Annotated in this window: 14 protein-coding genes; 12 read left to right on the top strand and 2 right to left on the bottom strand. The window is 71.9% G+C overall.

Features of this window, described 5'->3' with window-relative positions:
- The first annotated feature begins 93 nt into the window (after window positions 1-93).
- Complete coding sequence (locus ACWD4O_RS32670) at window positions 94-3783, top strand: glycosyltransferase (protein ID WP_451285416.1); 3690 nt, start codon at window positions 94-96, stop codon at window positions 3781-3783.
- On the top strand, window positions 3780-5294 hold the full coding sequence (locus ACWD4O_RS32675) for a DUF5719 family protein (protein WP_451285418.1): 1515 nt from the start codon (window positions 3780-3782) through the stop codon (window positions 5292-5294). Before ACWD4O_RS32670 ends, ACWD4O_RS32675 begins: the two co-directional genes overlap by 4 nt.
- A 7-nt stretch (window positions 5295-5301) precedes the next feature.
- On the opposite strand, the gene ACWD4O_RS32680 is transcribed toward ACWD4O_RS32675, so the two are convergent.
- Window positions 5302-5682: a metallopeptidase family protein gene (locus ACWD4O_RS32680; RefSeq protein ID WP_351918183.1), complete on the bottom strand. Its 381-nt coding sequence runs from the start codon at window positions 5680-5682 to the stop codon at window positions 5302-5304.
- Window positions 5683-6045: 363 nt separating this feature from the next.
- Between ACWD4O_RS32680 and ACWD4O_RS32685 the strand changes: the two genes are divergently transcribed.
- The 9 genes from ACWD4O_RS32685 (at window position 6046) to ACWD4O_RS32725 (ending at window position 16403) form a co-directional block, all read left to right on the top strand.
- Window positions 6046-6468 carry a DUF3499 domain-containing protein gene (locus ACWD4O_RS32685; RefSeq protein WP_351918181.1) on the top strand — a complete coding sequence of 141 codons (423 nt, stop codon included), beginning with the start codon at window positions 6046-6048 and terminating at the stop codon, window positions 6466-6468.
- Window positions 6469-6703: 235 nt separating this feature from the next.
- Window positions 6704-8320, top strand: coding sequence for an L-lactate permease (locus ACWD4O_RS32690; protein ID WP_451285420.1), 1617 nt, complete (start codon window positions 6704-6706; stop codon window positions 8318-8320).
- Window positions 8321-8389: 69 nt separating this feature from the next.
- Window positions 8390-9760 (top strand): phosphomannomutase/phosphoglucomutase, encoded by a 1371-nt coding sequence (locus tag ACWD4O_RS32695; RefSeq protein ID WP_451285422.1) that lies wholly within the window; start codon window positions 8390-8392, stop codon window positions 9758-9760.
- Between the two features lie 328 nt (window positions 9761-10088).
- The gene (locus tag ACWD4O_RS32700) at window positions 10089-10259 is read left to right on the top strand and encodes a Trm112 family protein (RefSeq protein ID WP_190149712.1); all 171 of its coding nucleotides are present in this window, start codon (window positions 10089-10091) and stop codon (window positions 10257-10259) included.
- 150 nt (window positions 10260-10409) lie between these two features.
- A complete protein-coding gene (locus ACWD4O_RS32705; RefSeq protein ID WP_451285424.1) occupies window positions 10410-11543 on the top strand; it encodes an SIS domain-containing protein in 1134 nt (377 codons plus the stop codon).
- 53 nt (window positions 11544-11596) lie between these two features.
- Entirely contained in the window at window positions 11597-12748 is a 1152-nt protein-coding gene (gene manA, locus ACWD4O_RS32710) for a mannose-6-phosphate isomerase, class I (protein ID WP_451285426.1), read from the top strand.
- A gap of 137 nt (window positions 12749-12885) precedes the next feature.
- On the top strand, window positions 12886-13866 hold the full coding sequence (locus ACWD4O_RS32715) for a cation diffusion facilitator family transporter (RefSeq protein WP_451285428.1): 981 nt from the start codon (window positions 12886-12888) through the stop codon (window positions 13864-13866).
- Window positions 13867-14158: 292 nt separating this feature from the next.
- Window positions 14159-15616: an adenosylhomocysteinase gene (gene ahcY, locus ACWD4O_RS32720; RefSeq protein ID WP_451285430.1), complete on the top strand. Its 1458-nt coding sequence runs from the start codon at window positions 14159-14161 to the stop codon at window positions 15614-15616.
- A gap of 172 nt (window positions 15617-15788) precedes the next feature.
- On the top strand, window positions 15789-16403 hold the full coding sequence (locus tag ACWD4O_RS32725; RefSeq protein WP_451285432.1) for a hypothetical protein: 615 nt from the start codon (window positions 15789-15791) through the stop codon (window positions 16401-16403).
- 17 nt (window positions 16404-16420) lie between these two features.
- Here ACWD4O_RS32725 and ACWD4O_RS32730 read toward each other — a convergent pair whose 3' ends face one another.
- Window positions 16421-17344: an RDD family protein gene (locus ACWD4O_RS32730; protein ID WP_451285434.1), complete on the bottom strand. Its 924-nt coding sequence runs from the start codon at window positions 17342-17344 to the stop codon at window positions 16421-16423.
- A gap of 130 nt (window positions 17345-17474) precedes the next feature.
- On the opposite strand from ACWD4O_RS32730, the gene ACWD4O_RS32735 reads away from it, so the two are divergent.
- Window positions 17475-18482 (top strand): stage II sporulation protein M, encoded by a 1008-nt coding sequence (locus ACWD4O_RS32735; RefSeq protein WP_451285436.1) that lies wholly within the window; start codon window positions 17475-17477, stop codon window positions 18480-18482.
- Window positions 18483-18800: the final 318 nt, after the last annotated feature.

An 18800-nucleotide genomic window follows, 5' to 3' on the forward strand; every position in this document is an offset into this window, starting at 1 on the left:
AGCCGATAGTGTGGGCGCTCGTCCGAGACACCCCGCCGCCGCCAGACGGCGCAGGAGTCCACCGCAGTCCATCGAACCGGGGCCCGTACCTCGATGTCCGTGCACAGCCACACGGCAGCCCGTCAAGACAGCGCTGCCACACCTGAGTTCCCGCGTCATGTAGTGACCGCGGTGATCGTCTCCCACGACGGTGCCCGCTGGCTGCCCGACGCGCTCGCCGGGCTGCTCGGCCAGGAGCGCCCCGTCCAGTCCGTCATGGCCGCCGACACCGGCAGCTCGGACGCGTCCGCGCAGCTGGTCACCGACGCCCTCGGCGACGACCGCGTCCTGCACCTGGCCCGGCGCACCGGCTTCGGCCAGGCCGTCGAGGAGGCCAACCGCACGGCCCCGGTCCTCACCCCCGAGGAACTCCCGTACCTGAAGCGCCCCAGCGGCTGGGACCCCGTCACGCGCACGTGGCGCGACGACGCCTACGACCTGCCGGAGCTCCCGCACGGAGAGCCCGTCCAATGGCTGTGGCTGCTGCACGACGACTGCGCCCCCGAACCGGACGCACTGGCCGAGCTGCTGCGCGTGGTGGAGAACGAGCTCGAACTGGGCCGTGACGACGTGGCCGTCGTCGGCCCCAAGCTCCGCGGCTGGTACGACCGCCGCCAGCTCCTCGAGGTCGGCGTCACCATCGCCCACTCCGGCCGCCGCTGGACCGGCCTGGACCGCCGCGAACAGGACCAGGGCCAGCACGACCACGTGCGGTCCGTGCTCTCCGTGTCCACCGCCGGCATGCTGGTCCGCCGCGACGTCTTCGAACAGCTGGGCGGTTTCGACCGTCGACTGCCCCTGATGCGGGACGACGTCGACCTGTGCTGGCGCGCCCAGGCCGCCGGCCACCGGGTCCTCATCGCCCCCGAGGCCGTCGTACGGCACGCCGAGGCCGCCTCCCGCGAGCGCCGCACCGTCGACTGCGCGGGCCGCACCAGCGCCTCCCCGCACAAGGTCGACAAGGCCGGCGCCGTCTACACCCTCCTCGTCAACAGCCGCACGGCCCTGCTGCCCTGGATCCTGGTGCGCCTGGTCCTCGGCACCCTGCTGCGGACCGTCGCCTACCTCGTCGGCAAGGTCCCCGGCCAGGCCCTCGACGAGATCCGCGGCCTGCTGAGCACCCTGCTGCGCCCCGAGCGGATCATCGCCGGGCGGCGGGCCCGCGGGAAGTCGACGGTCGACAAGGAGGAACTGCGCCCCCTGTTCCCGCCCCCCGGCGCGACCGTGCGGGCCACCGTCGAACAGGTCGCCGGCGACCTCTTCGGCTCCGACGACCCCGAGGCCGTCTCCGGCGCGGGCCGGCACGGCGGCGCCGTCGAGTCCGGACCCGGCGGCGACGACGCCGACTTCCTGGAGATCGAGCAGTTCGCCCGCCTCAAGCGCATCGCCCGCAAACCCGGCCCGGTGCTCTTCCTGGTCCTCCTGCTCGTCTCCCTGGTCGCCTGCCGCAACCTCCTCGGCGGCGGCGCCCTCGCGGGCGGCGCCCTGCTGCCCGCCCCGGCCGACGCCTCCGAGCTGTGGTCGCGCTACCTCGACGCCTGGCATCCGGTCGGCGTCGGCGGCACCCCGTCCGCCCCGCCCTACCTGGCGATCATCGCCGCCATGGCCACCCTGCTGCTCGGCTCGACCGGCCTCGCCCTCACCGTGCTGCTCGTCTGCTCGGTGCCGCTGGCCGGCTTCACCGCCTACTTCGCCTCCCGCCCGCTCGTCGAGTCGCGCCTCCTGCGCGCGTGGGCGGCCGTCGTCTACGCCTTCCTGCCGGCCGCGACCGGCGCCCTCGCCGGCGGCCGCGTCGGCACCGCCGTCCTGGCCGTCCTGCTGCCGCTCATCGCCCGCGCGGGCGCCGCGGCCAGCGGACTGACCCACCGCTCCGGCGGCCGCGGCAGCTGGCGCGCCACCTGGGCGTACGCACTGCTGCTGACGATCACCACCGCGTTCACGCCGATCGTCTGGCCCATCGCCCTCGTCCTCGGCCTCGCGGTCCTGGCCGTGCGCCGCGGCGACATCACCGCCTACGGTCTGCGCTTCCTGGCCCAGCTCGGCACGCCGCTGCTGATCCTCGCGCCCTGGTCGCTGACCCTGCTGCCGTTCGGCTTCTTCACCCAGGCCGGCCTCGACTTCGGCCCCTCGACCGCCACCGCGCTCGATCTGCTCGGCGCCAGCCCCGGCGGCCCCGGCACCGTCGACGGCCTGATGCTCATCGGCATCGTCCTGGCCGCGCTGGCCGCCCTGCTGCGCTCCGAGCGTCACTTCGGCGTCTGGGCGGCCTGGGCGGTCGCCCTGGTGGGCCTCGTCTTCGCCGTCCTGTCCAACAGCTCCACCTGGGCCGGCCCCGCCACCCTCGTCTACGGCATCGCCCTCCTCGCCGCCGCCGTCATCGGCGCCGACGGGGCACGCACGCGTGTCGCCGAACAGAGCTTCGGCTGGCGCCAGCCGGTCGCCGCCCTCATCGCCTTCGCCTCGGCCGCCGGCCCGCTGCTCCTCGCCGCCGGCTGGATGATCGGCGGCGCCGACGGCCCCCTCGAACGCCGCGACCCCGTACAGGTGCCCGCGTTCGTCGCCGAGGAGGCCGGCAACCGCGACCAGGCCCGCACCCTCGTCCTCGACAGCGACTCCGCCGCCCGCGTCGGATACGTGCTGGTCCGCGGCTCGGGCGCCCGCCTGGGCGACGCCGAGCTCGCCGCGGCCGACGGCGAGAACGAGCAGCTCGACAAGGTCGTCGCCAACCTCGTCGCCGGCTCCGGCGCCGACCAGGCCGACGAGCTCGGCGAGTTCGCCGTGGGCTACGTCCTCGTCCACAAGGGAGCCCCCCGCGAGGTCACCCGCGTCCTGGACGCCACCCCCGGCCTGAAGCGGCTCAGCCAGCAGGACGGCAGCGCCCTGTGGCGGGTCGACCAGGAGGTCTCCCGCGCGGCCGTCGTCGCGGACTCCGGCAAGGGCGCGGCAACCCCGGTCGCCGCGGGCCCCGTCGACATCCACACCACCGTCCCCGACGGCTCCGACGACCGCGTCCTGCGCCTGGCCGACGCCGTCGCCGAAGGCTGGACGGCCACCCTCGACGGCAAGCCCCTCACCCCCGTCACCCTCGACGGCTGGGCCCAGGGCTTCGAACTCCCCGCCTCCGGCGGGAAGCTGGACGTCACCTACGACGACCCGTTCACCCACACCGCCTGGCTGTGGGCGCAGGGCTTCCTCGCCCTCGTCCTGGTCGTCCTCGCCCTCCCCGGCCGTCGCCGCGACGTCGACGACGACCTCCCCGAGGAGGAGCCGGTCCCCGCCGAGCCGGCCGAGGGCGAGGGCCGCCGCGCCCGCCGCCTGCGCGCCCAGGCCGAGGCCGAGACCGACACCGAGAACGAAGAGCCCGGCCAGGACGAGGACTTCCCCGTCCCCGTCCAGGAGGAGCAGACCCCCGTCGCGGTCCCGCAGCAGCAGTCCTACGGCGACTGGGACCAGTCGGCCTACCCGGGCGGCGAATACGCCGGCTACGCGGGCGAGCAGTACCAGAACGCCCAGCAGTACCCGGCGGGCGGCTACGACCAGCAGTCCTACGACCCCTACCAGGCCGGCCAGTACGACCCGTACGCCTACGACGGCCAGGCCCAGCAGGCGCCGTACGACCCGAACTACCAGCAGCAGGCCTACGACCCGTCGGCCTACGGCCAGGGCGGCTACGACCCCGCCTACGACCCGGACCGGAACCCCCACGGCACCGGCAGCGAGCGCCCCGACGGGAGCCAGCAGTGAACCGCACCACCCTGTCCCTGATCGCCGGCACGGCGGCCCTCGCCGCCGTCACCGGGTTCGCCACGCTCCAGCAGCCGGACGCCACCGGCCCGGACACCGCCAAGGCGGCCGCCGAACTGCCCGTGGAGCGCACGAGCCTGGTCTGCCCCTCGCCCAGCACCTCCGACCTCGCCGAGACCTCGTACACGTCCTTCACACCCGTCACCAAGGGCACCGACGGCGACGGCACGGCCGAACTCGCCGCGGTCACGGACGAGTCGGCGGCCGCGCCGACCGACAAGGCGACGGCCAAGGCGACCGACAAGAAGAAGGCGGCCGCGAAGCCCGTCCTCACCCCCGAGGCGCCCGGCACCCCGGCCGTCGGCGACACGACAGGCGGCGACGCGCCCGCGCTCCTGGGCACCGCCGAGGGGAAGTTCGCCCCCGGCTGGACCGTCCAGGAGACCACGCAGGTCGCCGCCGGCACCGGCCGCGGCCTGCAGGGACTGACCTGCGGCGCGCCGGACACGGAGTTCTGGTTCCCGGGCGTCAGCACGGCCGCCGACCGCACGGACTACGTCCACCTCACCAATCCGGACGACTCCGCCGCCGTCGTGGACATCGAGCTCTACGGCAAGGAAGGCGCCCTCACGACCACGGTGGGGGAGGACATCACCGTCCCGGCGCACTCCAGCGAGCCGATCCTGCTGTCCACGCTCACCGGCGAGAAGCAGGAGGACCTCACGGTCCACGTCAACGTCCGCAGCGGCCGGGTCGGAGCCGCCGTGCAGGCCCTGGACGAGAAGCTCGGCGGTGACTGGCTGGCCGCCGCCACCGACCCGGCGAGCACCCAGGTCATCCCGGGCATCCCCAAGGACGCCACGGCCGTCCGCCTCATCGCCTACGCCCCGGGCGATGCGGACGCGGACCTCAAGGTCCAACTCGCCTCCCCCTCAGGTCTGATCACCCCCGCCGGACACGAGACGCTGCACGTCAAGGCGGGCATGACGGCCTCGGTCGACCTGGGCGACGTCACGCGCGGGGAGTCCGGCTCCCTGGTGCTGACCCCGACCGGCCAGTCGGTGCCCGTCGTCGCCGCCGTACGGGTCCTGCGCGGCAAGGGCTCCGACCAGGAGTCGGCGTTCATCTCCGCCACCGCGCCCGTCGGCACACGCGCGTCCGCCGCCGACAACAGGGCCAAAGGATCGACCCTCTCCCTGACCGCCCCCAAGGGCGCCGCCAAGGTGAAGGTCACCGCGTCCGCGGGCAGCGGCGGCGGCACGGCCGTCTCCAAGACGTACACGATCAAGGCGGGCACCACCCAGGACGTCGAACTCCCCGTCCCCACCGGCCTGAAGGGCACCTACGCGCTGACCGTGGAGCCCCTGACGGCCACCCCGGTCTACGCCTCCCGCACCCTGGCGGTCACCGAGGACGGCGTCCCGGGCTTCACGATCCAGACCCTGCCGGACGACCGGGGCACGGTGGCCGTCCCGCAGGCCGACGAGGACGTCGCGGTGCTGCAGAAGTAGCCGGTGCTCAGTCCTCGCCGTAGCGCGGATCCACCGTCTCCGGAGTCAGGCCGAGCAGCTCCGCGACCTGCTCCACGACCACCTCGTGCACCAACGCGGCCCGTTCGTCGCGCCCCTTGGTCCGGATCTCGACCGGCCTCCGGTAGACGACGACCCGGGCCCGCCGGCCCTCGCGCGCGGGGACCACTCCTCCCAACGGGACCGCCTCGTCGTTCCACGGCTCCGGGGTCGCGTCCAGGCGCGGCACCTCCAGCACGACGAAGTCGATGTCGGCGAGCTGCGGCCACCGCCGCTCCAGCCGTTCCACGGAGTCCTGCACAAGATCGGCGAACACATCGGCGCGGCTGGCCGCCAACGGCACCTGGGGTGGCGCGATCGGCCCCCGCATCCCCCGGCCGTGGCGATCGCGACGACGGGGTCCTGGGCCTGCGGCGGGGGGCGGTACGGGGCTGTCCATCACCACTGAAGCGTAGTCCCCGCCGTGCCCCTGCGCCCGGCTCCACCAGCCGGCCCGGGCGCCGCCGCCCGCGGTGCACCCCATGTCGCGGGATGACCATTCCAGCCAAGGTTGGGCTCGTTTCCGTATCTCTCCGAGACCGGCGAACTCGCGGCAATTGATGCTGTTTGTGCCGAGTGATGACCGCGGGGTGATGACTCCCTTTGCATAATCACTGGTGTTCCCGCAGGTCAGCGGGGTATGACTGGAGCCGTCGGTGGGGCGTTTCACAACACGACACGGTGGAGTGACCTGGTGGAGAGTCGTCGCGGCCCGCTCAAGAGTGCGGTACCGTCCAACGTCGTGAGCCCTGTACGTCGCTGTTCGCGAACTGCCTGCGGCCGACCCGCCGTCGCGACGCTGACGTACGTCTACGCCGACTCGACCGCGGTCCTCGGCCCGCTCGCCACCTACGCCGAACCCCACTGCTACGACCTGTGCGCCGAGCACTCCGAGCGCCTCACCGCCCCGCGCGGCTGGGAGGTCGTCCGGCTCCTCGACGGTTCGGCTCCCGCCCGCCCCAGCGGCGACGATCTGGAAGCGCTTGCCAACGCCGTCCGCGAGGCGGCCCGCCCGCAGGGCCGCGCGGCCGGGGCCGGCGGCGGCGCACGCACGGCGGACCCGATGGAGGTCGCACGCCGCGGCCACCTCCGGGTGCTGCGCTCACCCGACAACTGAGCCGGTTCCCCTCCCTGTTCGCCCCCCTGCTCGTCCTCCCGTTCGTCACGGACTGACGCACGCCCATTGACGTGTCGTTGTCGCGGACACGACCATTCCGTTCAGCCGAAGAACGAGAAACCGCTTTCCGCATGACGGAAAAACGGCCGGAATGTGATCGAGAGCCCGATCGAGAACCCGATCGGGAACGCGGCCGCAATCGTCATCGGGAACGTGATCTGGATCGGGGGCGCCCGTGTACGTCCAGGAACTGCAACCCGTCGCCGGCTCGCTCGGCCTGTCCGCCCTCGTCGCGGCCCTGCCCCTCGTGATCGTCCTGGTCCTCCTCGGCGGCGTCCGCCTCAAAGCCCACCTGGCAGGCCTGACGGGCCTTCTCGCGGCCGCTCTGGTCGCCTGCCTCGCCTACGGCATGCCCGTGGGCCAGACACTCTCCAGCGCCGCCCAGGGAGCCGCCTTCGGGCTCTTCCCCATCCTGTGGATCGTCGTCAACGCCCTCTGGGTGTACCGGATGACGGTCCGCACCCGGCACTTCGACGTCCTGCGCCGGTCCTTCGGCCGCCTCTCCGACGACCCGCGCATCCAAGCCCTCGTCGTCGCCTTCTGCTTCGGCGCCCTCCTGGAGGCGCTCGCCGGGTTCGGCGCCCCCGTGGCGATCTGCTCGGTCATGCTCGTCGCCCTCGGCTTCGACCCCGTCCGCGCGGCCGTCGTCGCCCTCGTCGCCAACACCGCGCCCGTCGCGTTCGGCGCCATGGGCACCCCCGTCGTGACACTGGCCCAGGTCACCGGCCTGCCGTTGGACACGGTGGCCTCCGTGGTGGGCCGTCAGACTCCGCTGCTCGCCCTCGTCGTACCGCTCGTCCTGGTCGGCCTCGTGGACGGCCGACGAGGCCTGCGCGAGACCTGGGTTCCGGCCCTGGCCTGCGGAATCGCCTTCGCCGTCGCCCAGTTCGCCGCCTCCAATTACGTCTCCGCGCAACTCGCCGACATCGGCGCCGCCTTGGCGGGCGCCGCCGCCCTGGTCGCCGTACCGCACACGCGCGTGCCCACTCCCGAAGCGGTACGCGCGTCCGTGCTGACGGGCACCCGCAGCGAGGAGTTGGACGAACGGGACCCCAACCCCGAGATCCTGCGCGCCTACGCCCCCTACGCGCTGATCGTCGTGATCTTCTCCGTGGCCCAGATCCCCGCGGTCAAGGACTGGCTCGCACAGGCCACCCGGACCTACGACTGGCCCTTCCTGAACGTCGTGAACGCCGACGGGAAACCGGTCGGCGGCAACATCTTCACCTGGCCGGTCGTCTCGACCGGCGGCACTCTCGTCCTGCTGGCCGGCATCGCCGCCGCGGCCGTACTCGGCGTCCACGCGCGCGTGGCGCTGAAGGAATGGGCCGCGACGGTCCACGAGTTGAGGTACGCGATCCTCACCGTGACCTCCGTCCTGGCCCTCGCCTACGTCATGAACCTCTCCGGCCAGGCCGCCACGATCGGCCACTTCGTGGCGGCGGCCGGCGCGGGCCTCGCCTTCCTGTCCCCGGTACTGGGCTGGTTCGGCGTCGCCGTCTCCGGCTCCGACACCTCCGCCAACGCCCTCTTCGGCGCCCTCCAGGTCACCGCGGCCCGCGAGTCGGGCCTGTCCCCGGAGCTGCTGGCCGCCGCGAACAGCTCGGGCGGCGTCCTCGGCAAGATGATCTCGCCGCAGAACCTCACCATCGCCTGCGCCGCCGTCGGCCTCGCCGGCCGCGAGGGCGACCTGCTGCGCAAGGTCCTCCCGTGGAGCCTGGGCCTGCTCCTGGTGATGTGCCTGATCGTGGTCGGCCAGAGCTCCCCGGTACTGGACTGGATGCTGCCCTAGGGCCCACAGCGGACGGCGAACCCGCCCGGGTAGTTTGTGGTGACCTACAGGACTTCAGGAAGGGTGGCCGTGGCTGCTGATCTGTCTCAGATCGTGAAGGCGTACGACGTGCGCGGGGTGGTCCCGGACCAGTGGGACGAGTCGCTGGCCGAGCTCTTCGGGGCCGCCTTCGCCCTGGTGACCGACGCCCGGGCGATCGTCGTCGGCCACGACATGCGCCCCTCCTCGCCCGGTCTGACCGGCGCCTTCGCGCGCGGAGCGGCGGCGCTCGGCGTGGACGTCACCGAGATCGGCCTCTGCTCCACGGACCAGCTGTACTACGCCTCCGGCGCACTCGACCTCCCCGGCGCCATGTTCACGGCCTCGCACAACCCGGCCCGGTACAACGGCATCAAGCTGTGCCGCGCGGGCGCTGCCCCGGTGGGCCAGGACACGGGCCTGACGGAGATCCGGGAACTGGTAGAAAGCTGGATGAACTCGGCTGCCCCCAAACCCGCACCGGCGCCGGTACCGGGAACGATCTCCCGAACGGACACGTTGAAGGATTACGCGGCGCACCTCCGCGCACTCGTCGACGTGACCTCGATCCGCCCCCTGAAGGTCGTGGTCGACGCGGGCAACGGCATGGGCGGCCACACGGTCCCCACCGTCCTGGAGGGCCTGCCCCTCACCGTGATCCCCATGTACTTCGAACTGGACGGCACCTTCCCCAACCACGAGGCCAACCCACTGGACCCGGCGAACCTCGTGGACCTGCAGAAGCGGGTCCGCGAAGAGTCCGCCGACCTCGGCCTCGCGTTCGACGGCGACGCCGACCGCTGCTTCGTCGTCGACGAACAGGGCGAGCCGGTCTCCCCGTCCGCGATCACAGCCCTGGTCGCGGCACGCGAGCTCGCACGCAACGGCGGCAAGGGCACGATCATCCACAACCTGATCACGTCCTGGACAGTCCCGGAGGTGGTGCGCGAGAACGGCGGCACCCCCGTCCGCACCCGAGTGGGCCACTCGTTCATCAAGGCGGAGATGGCCCGCTCAGGCGCGATCTTCGGCGGGGAACACTCCGCGCACTACTACTTCAAGGACTTCTGGAACGCCGACACCGGCATGCTGGCCGCCCTCCACGTCCTGGCCGCCCTCGGCACCCAGCAGACCCCCCTCTCCTCCCTGGTCGCCGAGTACGACCGCTACACCGGCTCCGGCGAGATCAACTCCACGGTCGCCGACCAGGCCGACCGCATCGCCGCGATCAAGGCGGCATACGGAAACCGCGACGACGTCACCCTGGACGAACTCGACGGCCTGACCGTCACGTCCACCGACTGGTGGTTCAACGTCCGCCCCTCCAACACGGAACCCCTCCTCCGCCTCAACGCGGAGGCCCGGGACGAATCCACCATGACCAGGATCCGAGACGAGGCCCTGAAGATCATCCGCTCCTGACCTCCTGGCCTCACCCCACAACGCGCGCGGAACACCCCGACGCCGGGTCCAAGGGCGGAGCCCTGCCGGGGTCGAAGGGGCGAAGTCCCCGGGGAGGGGGACGGGAAGGGGAACGGCCAGGGTCGGCGTGGGCGAATCCCACAACGCCCACCGCAACGCACCAGCCGGCCGGCCCCCACCCACTCCCCACGCCGCACTCCACCCCTTCCCGCCCAACCCCCGCGCCCCACCCCCACCAGCGGTACCCTGACCAGGCACATCCGCGCACCCCGACGCACCCGCCCACCACACCGCGCACCGCGCCCCGCACACCCCGAAGGGACACCCCATGCCGCTCGAAGCCGGCCTCCTGGAGATCCTCGCCTGCCCCGCCTGCCACGCCCCCCTCAAGGAGCAGGACACAGAGCTGATCTGCACAGGCCAGGACTGCGGCCTGGCATACCCCGTCCGCGACGGCATCCCCGTCCTCCTGGTCGACGAGGCCCGCCACCCCGCGTAACCACGCACCGCGCGCGCCCCACAAAGCCCCCGCCACCAGGCGCCGAGCACCGGGCGCCAGGCACGAACCACCAAGCACCAAGCACAGACTCGCGTTCCCCACCCGGCCCCGCAAAACCGACGACGCCCCAGGCGATCGGAGACTGCCGCCATGCTCGACGACTCGCTGCTCGACACGCCGGAGGCCCTCGCCGAGGCCGACCGCCGAGCACTCCTGCGCGGCGCGGCCGAAGCCGGCGCCCGCGTCCGCACCGCCGCCCGGCACGCGGCCGAGGCCGGCGTCAACGACCTCAAACCCGACGGCCGCCCCCGCGCCATCCTCATCGCGGGCCCCGGCGCCGCCGCCACCTGCGTGGCCGACCTCCTCGGCACCCTCGCCGGCGCCGCCTGCCCCGTCATCCGCCTGACCCCCACCGGCGTCGCCCCCGCCGCAGGAGCCCTGCGCTGGGAACTCCCCGGCTGGGCCGGCTCCGTCGACCTCCTGCTGATCGCCACCCCCGACGGCAGCGAACCCGGCCTCGCCCTCCTCGCCGAACAGGCCTACCGCCGCGGCTGCACCGTCGCCGCAGTGGCCCCCGCCCACTCCCCGCTCACCGAGGCGGCCGGCGCCACCCACGCCCTGTTCGTCCCCCTGGCGACAGCACCGTACGAACAGGACGAGCAGCCCCCCGTCGCCGCCTCCGCCCCCGGCGTCCTCTGGGCCCTGCTGACCCCCCTGCTCGCCCTCCTCGACCGCATCGCACTGCTCTCCGCGCCGCCCGAGGCGATCGAGAAGGTCGCCGACCGGCTCGACCGGGTCGCCGAACGCTGCGGCCCCGCCATCGCTACCTACAGCAACCCGGCGAAGACCCTGGCCGCCGAACTGGCCGACGCGCTCCCGGTGATCTGGACCGAAGGCACCTCGGCAGGCCCCGCCGGCCGACGCTTCGCAGCCGCCCTCGCCGAACTCGCCGGCCGACCCGCCCTCGTCTCGGAACTCCCCGAGGCCCTCGCCGAACACAACGCGCTCCTCGCCGGCCCCCTCGCGGCCAGCGCCGACCCGGACGACTTCTTCCGCGACCGCGTCGAAGAAGCCCCGGCCCTGCACGCGCGCGTAGTGCTGCTGCGCGACCGCCCGATCGGCGGCCTCACCGCAGCCCCGTCCGCCCGCGAACTGGCCCTCAGCCACGACACGCCGATCAGCGAGCTCGAGCCGGAAGCCGGCGACGAACTGGTCACCCTCGCCGAACTGATCGCCACCACGGACTTCGCCGCCGTCTACCTGGCGCTCGCCTCCGGGGCCTGACCACACCAGGCGGAACCCGACCCCAGAACCCGACCGCAGGCAGAGAGAACCGCATGGACCGCCTCGCCAACACCGTTCGCCCCTACGCCTGGGGTTCCCCCACCGCGATCCCGCAGCTGCTCGGCACCGCGCCGACCGGCGAACCGCAGGCCGAGATGTGGATGGGCGCCCACCCGGGCGCACCCTCGCGCACCGACCGGGGCACCCTCGTCGAGGTGATCGAGGCCGACCCACGACGCGAACTCGGCGAGCGGACCGTCGCCAAGTTCGGCCCCCGCCTCCCCTTCCTCCTCAAGATCCTCGCCGCCGGCGCCCCCCTCTCCCTCCAGGTCCACCCCGACCTGACCCAGGCCAAGCAGGGATACGAGGACGAAGAACGCCGCGGCATCCCCGTCGACGCCCCGCACCGCAACTACAAGGACGCCAACCACAAGCCCGAACTCATCTGCGCCCTCACCGAGTTCGACGGCCTGTGCGGCTTCCGCAACCCCACGCAGGCCGCCGACCTCCTCGACGGCCTCGGCGTCGACTCCCTCAAGCCGTACGTCGACCTCCTGCACGCCCACCCGGAAGAGGCCGCCCTGCGCGAGGTCCTCACCGCGATCCTCAGCGCCGACCGCGACGAGACGGCCCACACCGTCGCGGCGGCCGCGGCCGCCTGCGACCGCCTCGGCGGCGACTACGCCCCCTACGCCGGCATCGCCCACCACTACCCCGGCGACCCCGGCGTCATCGCCGCCATGCTGCTGAACCACGTCCGACTCCAGCCCGGCGAGGCCCTGTTCCTCGGCGCCGGCATCCCGCACGCCTACCTCAACGGCCTCGGCGTCGAGATCATGGCCAACTCCGACAACGTCCTGCGCTGCGGCCTGACCCCCAAGCACGTCGACGTCCCCGAACTCCTGCGCATCGTCCGCTTCGAGCCCGGCGACCCCGGCGTCCTGCGCCCCGAGGCCGCCCCGGACGGCGAAGAGGTCTACGACACCCCCATCGACGAGTTCCGGCTCTCGCGATACGTCCTGCCCGCCGGCGCCCCCGCCCACGACCTGACCCTGCCGACCCCGCAGATCCTGCTCTGCACGGCCGGCACCGTACACACGGGCGAACACGAACTGACCCCCGGCCACTCCGTCTTCGTCCCCGCGGGCGAAAAAGCCGAAGTGTCCGGAACCGGTACGGTCTTCCGCGCCACGGTCATCGCCTGACCCCCGCGCACCGGACAGCCCGACGCGCCACCACCGGACCGGGCTGCAACAATGACCCACCGGCAAAGGAAGGGCAAAGCCAACACGGCCCCGCCCTGCACGGCGTACGCACGTAGGCGAAGGGACAACGCGAACACATGAGCGCGTCAGGCGGCACCAAGGCGATCGTGGCGGCACTCGGCGCCAACCTCGCGATCGCGGCATCGAAGTTCGTGGCGTTCGCGTTCAGCGGATCATCGTCGATGCTCGCCGAAGGCGTGCACTCGCTCGCCGACTCCGGCAACCAGGCCCTGCTCCTCATCGGCGGCAAGAAGGCCCAACGCGAGGCGACCCCGCAACACCCGTTCGGCTACGGCCGCGAGCGCTACATCTACGCCTTCCTCGTCTCCATCGTCCTCTTCTCCGTCGGCGGCATGTTCGCCATCTACGAGGGCTACGAGAAGATCAAGCACCCGCACGAGATCGAGCACTGGTACTGGCCCGTCGGCGTCCTCATCTTCGCGATCATCGCCGAGAGCTTCTCCTTCCGCACGGCCATCAAGGAGTCCAACCCGCTGCGCGGCGAACACTCCTGGACGCAGTTCGTCCGCCGCGCCAAGGCGCCCGAACTGCCCGTCGTCCTCCTGGAGGACCTCGGCGCCCTCGTCGGCCTCATCCTCGCCCTCGGCGGCGTCGGCCTCGCCCTCCTCACCGACGACGGCGTCTGGGACGGCATCGGCACCCTCTGCATCGGCGTCCTGCTTATCCTCATCGCCCTCGTCCTGGCCGCCGAGACCAAGTCCCTGCTCCTCGGCGAGGCCGCCGGCCTGGAAGACGTCCAGAAGATCGAGGCCGCCATCGTCGACGGCGACACCGTCACCCGCGTCATCCACATGCGCACCCTCCACCTCGGCCCCGAGGAGCTCCTGGTCGCCGCCAAGATCGCCGTCCAGCACGACGACACGGCCACCCAGGTCGCCAACGCCATCAACGCCGCCGAGGCCCGCATCCGCGCCGCCGTCCCCATCGCCCGCGTCATCTACCTCGAGCCCGACATCTACAGCGAGGACGTGGCCGCCAAGGGACCGAAGCCCGAGGCCACCCCGGGCGGACCCGCCCAGCACCCCACCGAGCACTGACCCGCACACCACCCGACAGGACCCGCCGGACCACCGGTGGGTCCTGTCACCGTTTCCGAGGTGGACTGGGGCCGCCCCGCACCTCCGGTGTAGCTTGGAACGGAGCCAGAACGTCGCTGCTGATGGCGGTCGGGCGGACCCAGTGCGGACCGTCCGAGGGAGAGAGGGCCTCCGACGGACTGCGCTGCGCGAACGCGGGCATGCCTGTGTCCCCCCGGGGGACCCCTGTGTCCGCAGCCGCGCAGACCAGCCGTACCCACTCTCTCGACCCGACTCCGAGGAGCAGCACCCCATGACGACTGTCGACAGCCGACAGGACTTCAAGGTCGCCGACCTCTCCCTGGCCGCCTTCGGCCGCAAGGAGATCACCCTCGCCGAGCACGAGATGCCCGGCCTGATGTCCATCCGCAAGGAGTTCGCCGCCACTCAGCCGCTGGCCGGCGCCCGGATCATGGGCTCCCTGCACATGACCGTGCAGACCGCCGTCCTGATCGAGACTTTGGTCGCCCTGGGCGCCGAGGTCCGCTGGGTGTCCTGCAACATCTTCTCCACCCAGGACCACGCGGCCGCCGCCATCGCCGTCGGCCCGAACGGCACGCCCGAGAACCCGCAGGGCGTCCCGGTCTTCGCCTGGAAGGGCGAGACCCTGGAAGAGTACTGGTGGTGCACCGAGCAGGCCCTGACCTGGCCGAACACCCCCACCGGCGGCCCGAACATGATCCTGGACGACGGCGGCGACGCCACCATGCTCGTCCACAAGGGCGTCGAGTACGAGAAGGCCGGCAAGGTCCCCTCCGCCGACACCGCCGAGTCCGACGAGCACCGCGTCGTCCTCGAACTGCTCGACCGCACCATCACCGACGGCTCCCAGAAGTGGACCCAGATCGCCTCGGAGATCCGCGGCGTCACCGAGGAGACCACCACCGGCGTCCACCGCCTGTACGAGATGCAGCGCGACGGCGAACTCCTCTTCCCGGCGATCAACGTCAACGACGCCGTCACCAAGTCGAAGTTCGACAACAAGTACGGCTGCCGCCACTCCCTCATCGACGGCATCAACCGCGCCACCGACGTCCTCATCGGCGGCAAGACCGCGGTCGTCTGCGGCTACGGCGACGTCGGCAAGGGCTGCGCCGAGTCCCTCCGCGGCCAGGGCGCCCGCGTCATCGTCACCGAGATCGACCCGATCTGCGCCCTCCAGGCGGCGATGGACGGCTACCAGGTCACGACCCTCGACGAGGTCGTCGACAAGGCCGACATCTTCATCACCACGACCGGCAACAAGGACATCATCATGGCCTCGGACATGGCCAAGATGAAGCACCAGGCCATCGTCGGCAACATCGGCCACTTCGACAACGAGATCGACATGGCCGGCCTCGCGCAGATCCCGGGCATCGTCAAGGACGAGGTCAAGCCGCAGGTCCACACCTGGAAGTTCCCCGACGGCAAGGTCCTCATCGTGCTGTCCGAGGGCCGCCTGCTGAACCTGGGCAACGCCACCGGCCACCCCTCGTTCGTGATGTCCAACTCCTTCGCGGACCAGACCCTGGCCCAGATCGAGCTGTTCACCAAGCAGTCCGAGTACCCGATCGGCGTCTACACGCTGCCCAAGCACCTCGACGAGAAGGTCGCCCGCCTCCACCTGGACGCACTCGGCGTGAAGCTGACCACGCTCCGCCCCGAGCAGGCCGCCTACATCGGCGTCGAGGTCGACGGCCCCTTCAAGTCGGACCACTACCGCTACTGAGTTCCGCAGCCCCGCCATGCTGAGGAGCGCACCCACGCACCCACGCGCTGACGCGTTCCTCAGCACCAGGCAGGTCCTCCGAGGCAGGCCCCCGCACCCCCGTGCCGGGGGCCTGCCCCGTCGGCCCACGGCCGCACCAGCGCCGACCAGCCCGTCACACCCCAGGACCCCCATGCCCCGCGGCCGCTATTCGCTCCACGATCCGCACGATCACACCCCCCTCGCACTCGAGCACTTCCAATGCGCCCCCGGCCCCTCCGGCTGGCGCTACGTCTCCCGGCTGACCACTCCCACCGGCGAACACACCGGCTCCGTCGACCTCACACTCGACGACCTCGGCCGCCCCCTCCGCCTCGAACTCCACGCGAGCGACTGGCAGGTACGCGGCGCAGCCCTGGACGGCGTCACCTGGGTCCGCACCGACCCCACCGGCACCCACGCCACGGAAGGCAACACCCCCGCCCACGCCTTCACCGGCACATCCCCCGCCTTCCTCATCGCGACCACCCGACTCCTACGCCTCACCCCCTCCTCCTCGGCAACCCGAGTACGCCTCGTCGCCTTCACGGATCCGGTGCTCGCCCCGCGCACCGTGGACCAGTCCTGGGCCCTGCTCAAAAGCGAAGCACACGCCACTGACAACGGCCCCCTGACCGTGGACGAATACCAGGTCACAGCCCTGGACACCGGCGAACAGCACACCGTGCACATCGCCGGCGACGTCGTCCTCGCAGCCCCCGGCATCGAGCTGGAAGACCTCGAAACACCCCCGTCGACGTTCACCTGAACCCACCCCGCACAGAGCTACGCCGGCGGCACGAACCCACTGCCCGGCCCCTCGGCCTCGGGCCGATCAACGGGCGCCGGCGTCCCAACGGCTCCGTACGACACAGACGGACCGTACGAACCCGGTGAACCGCCCGGCCCCGGACCGTACGGCCTCGGCGGACCGTCACCCACAGGCCGCCCCGCGACCGGACCGCTCCCGAAGGCCCGCCGCGCCTCCCGGACCTGCCGCTCCTGCACCACCGCCGCCAAAAACGCGGCCGGCGGCACCCCCTGCGGCACCGGAGCCCCCGTACGCGCCGCCAGCTCACCGGCCAGCCGCTCCGCCATCGCCCAGCCGACCTGCGGATCCAGCTGATTCATCCGCCCCAGGTACTGCCGCACCGCCAGCCACAGCCCGTCCGGCACCGCCGAAAGATCCAGTCCTTGGAATCGCCCTGCCAGCCACGGCGGAGGCGGCGGCACGAAACCGCTCTGCCCCGCGGGCACCCGCTCCCGCACCACCAAGGTCCCGGCGAACACATCACCGAGCCGTCTGCCCCGCGCCGACACCAGCGAGGCGATAGTCGCCACCACGCCGATCGTCAGCAGAATCTCCACCACACCGATCGCACCCCGCACCAGCGCGTGCCGGAACCGGATCGGCCCGCCGTCGTCCCGCACCACCCGCAGCCCACACGCCATCTTCCCGAGCGACCGCCCATGACTGAGCGTCTCCACCGCGATCGGTCCACCCACCAGCACCAGCAGGAACGTCGCGATCGACAGCGCGATCTGCGCAGCCTCGTCCAGGGACGCCGTCGCCGCCACCAGAGCAATGCTCACGACGATGTAGGCCACGAACGCCACGAACAGGTCCAGCAAGATGGCCAACGCCCGGCTGGGCAGCCTGGCAGGCCGCAGCTCCAACGCCACGGCCTCGCCCGTCACCAGCTCACTCAAGTCCGTCGTCCCTTCCCTGGCCTGCCCCGAGAACAGCCAGTCTGCCAAGCTGAACGCACATCGCGCGGCAGTAGGACAAGCTGACATCCACCACCGGCCGCCGACGAACAGCCGAGGAGCAGGCACACCGATGGACCTCGACGTCTTCGTCTCCGCCCACCGGGCCGAATGGGACCGCCTCGACGCCCTCCTGCGCCGCCAGCGCCACCTCACCGGCGCCGAGACCGACGAACTCGTCACCCTCTACCAGCGCACCGCCACCCACCTCTCCCTGATCCAGTCCAGCGCCCCCGATCCACAGCTCACCGGTCGGCTCACCCAACTCGTGGCACGCGCGCGTAGCGCGGTGACAGGCACCCGTCGCGCTTCCTGGCGCGACGTGACGCGCTTCCTCACCCAGGGCTTCCCGGCCGCGGTCTACAGGTCGCGCCACTGGTGGGTACCCACCGCACTCCTCTCCACCGCCGTCGCCGCCGCACTCGGCTGGTGGATCGGCACCCACCCGGAGGTCCAGTCCTCCATAGCCGCCCCCGACGAACTCCGCCAGCTCACCCGACCCGGCGGCCTGTACGAGACGTACTACTCGAGCCACCAGGCCGCGGCGTTCGCCGCCCAGGTCTGGACGAACAACGCCCAGGCCGCCGCGATGTGCCTGGTCCTGGGCATCTTCCTGGGCCTGCCGGTCCTCTGGATCCTCTTCCAGAACATGCTCAACCTCGCCATCGGAGCCGGCCTCATGTCCTCGGCAGGCCGCCTCGACACCTTCCTCGGACTCGTCCTCCCGCACGGCCTTCTCGAACTGACCGCCGTCTTCGTCGCCGCCGGCACCGGCCTCCGCCTGGGCTGGACCGTCATCGACCCGGGCCCCCGCTCCCGACGCACCGCCCTCGCGGAAGAGGGCCGAGCCGCGGTCGGTATGGCGATCGGCCTCGCCCTGGTTCTCTTCGTCTCCGGCGCGATCGAAGGCTTCGTCACCCCATCGGGCCTGCCCACCTGGGCCCGCATCACCATCGGCATCGCAGCAGAACTGGCCTTTCTCGCGTACGTCTACATCCTCGGCGGCAAGGCTGCCCGTGCCGGGGGCACGGGTGACGTCGACGCCGCCGAGCGCAGCGCCACGGTGCCGACAGCCGCCTGATGTGCGACCGGCCCCGTTGAACTGCTAGTCTCCTCCTCGCCCCACAAAAACCGTTGACACGGAGCGCGTGGGGAGGTAGATTCGAACAGTTGCCTGGAACTGGACAGAGTCCGGTCGGCAGCGGTTAGTATCTGTCAGCCTCTTGAATCTTCGGATTCCGCAGAGGCTCCCGAACAAGTCGGAAAATGAATGGCCGGTCAGATCGGCCCGAAACTTCTGATAAAGTCGGAACCGCCGGAAAGGGAAACCGCGAAACAAAAGCGGGAACCTGGAAAGCACCGAGGAAATCGGATCGGAAAAGGATCTGATAGAGTCGGA

The organism is Streptomyces sp. NPDC002623 (assembly GCF_053592635.1).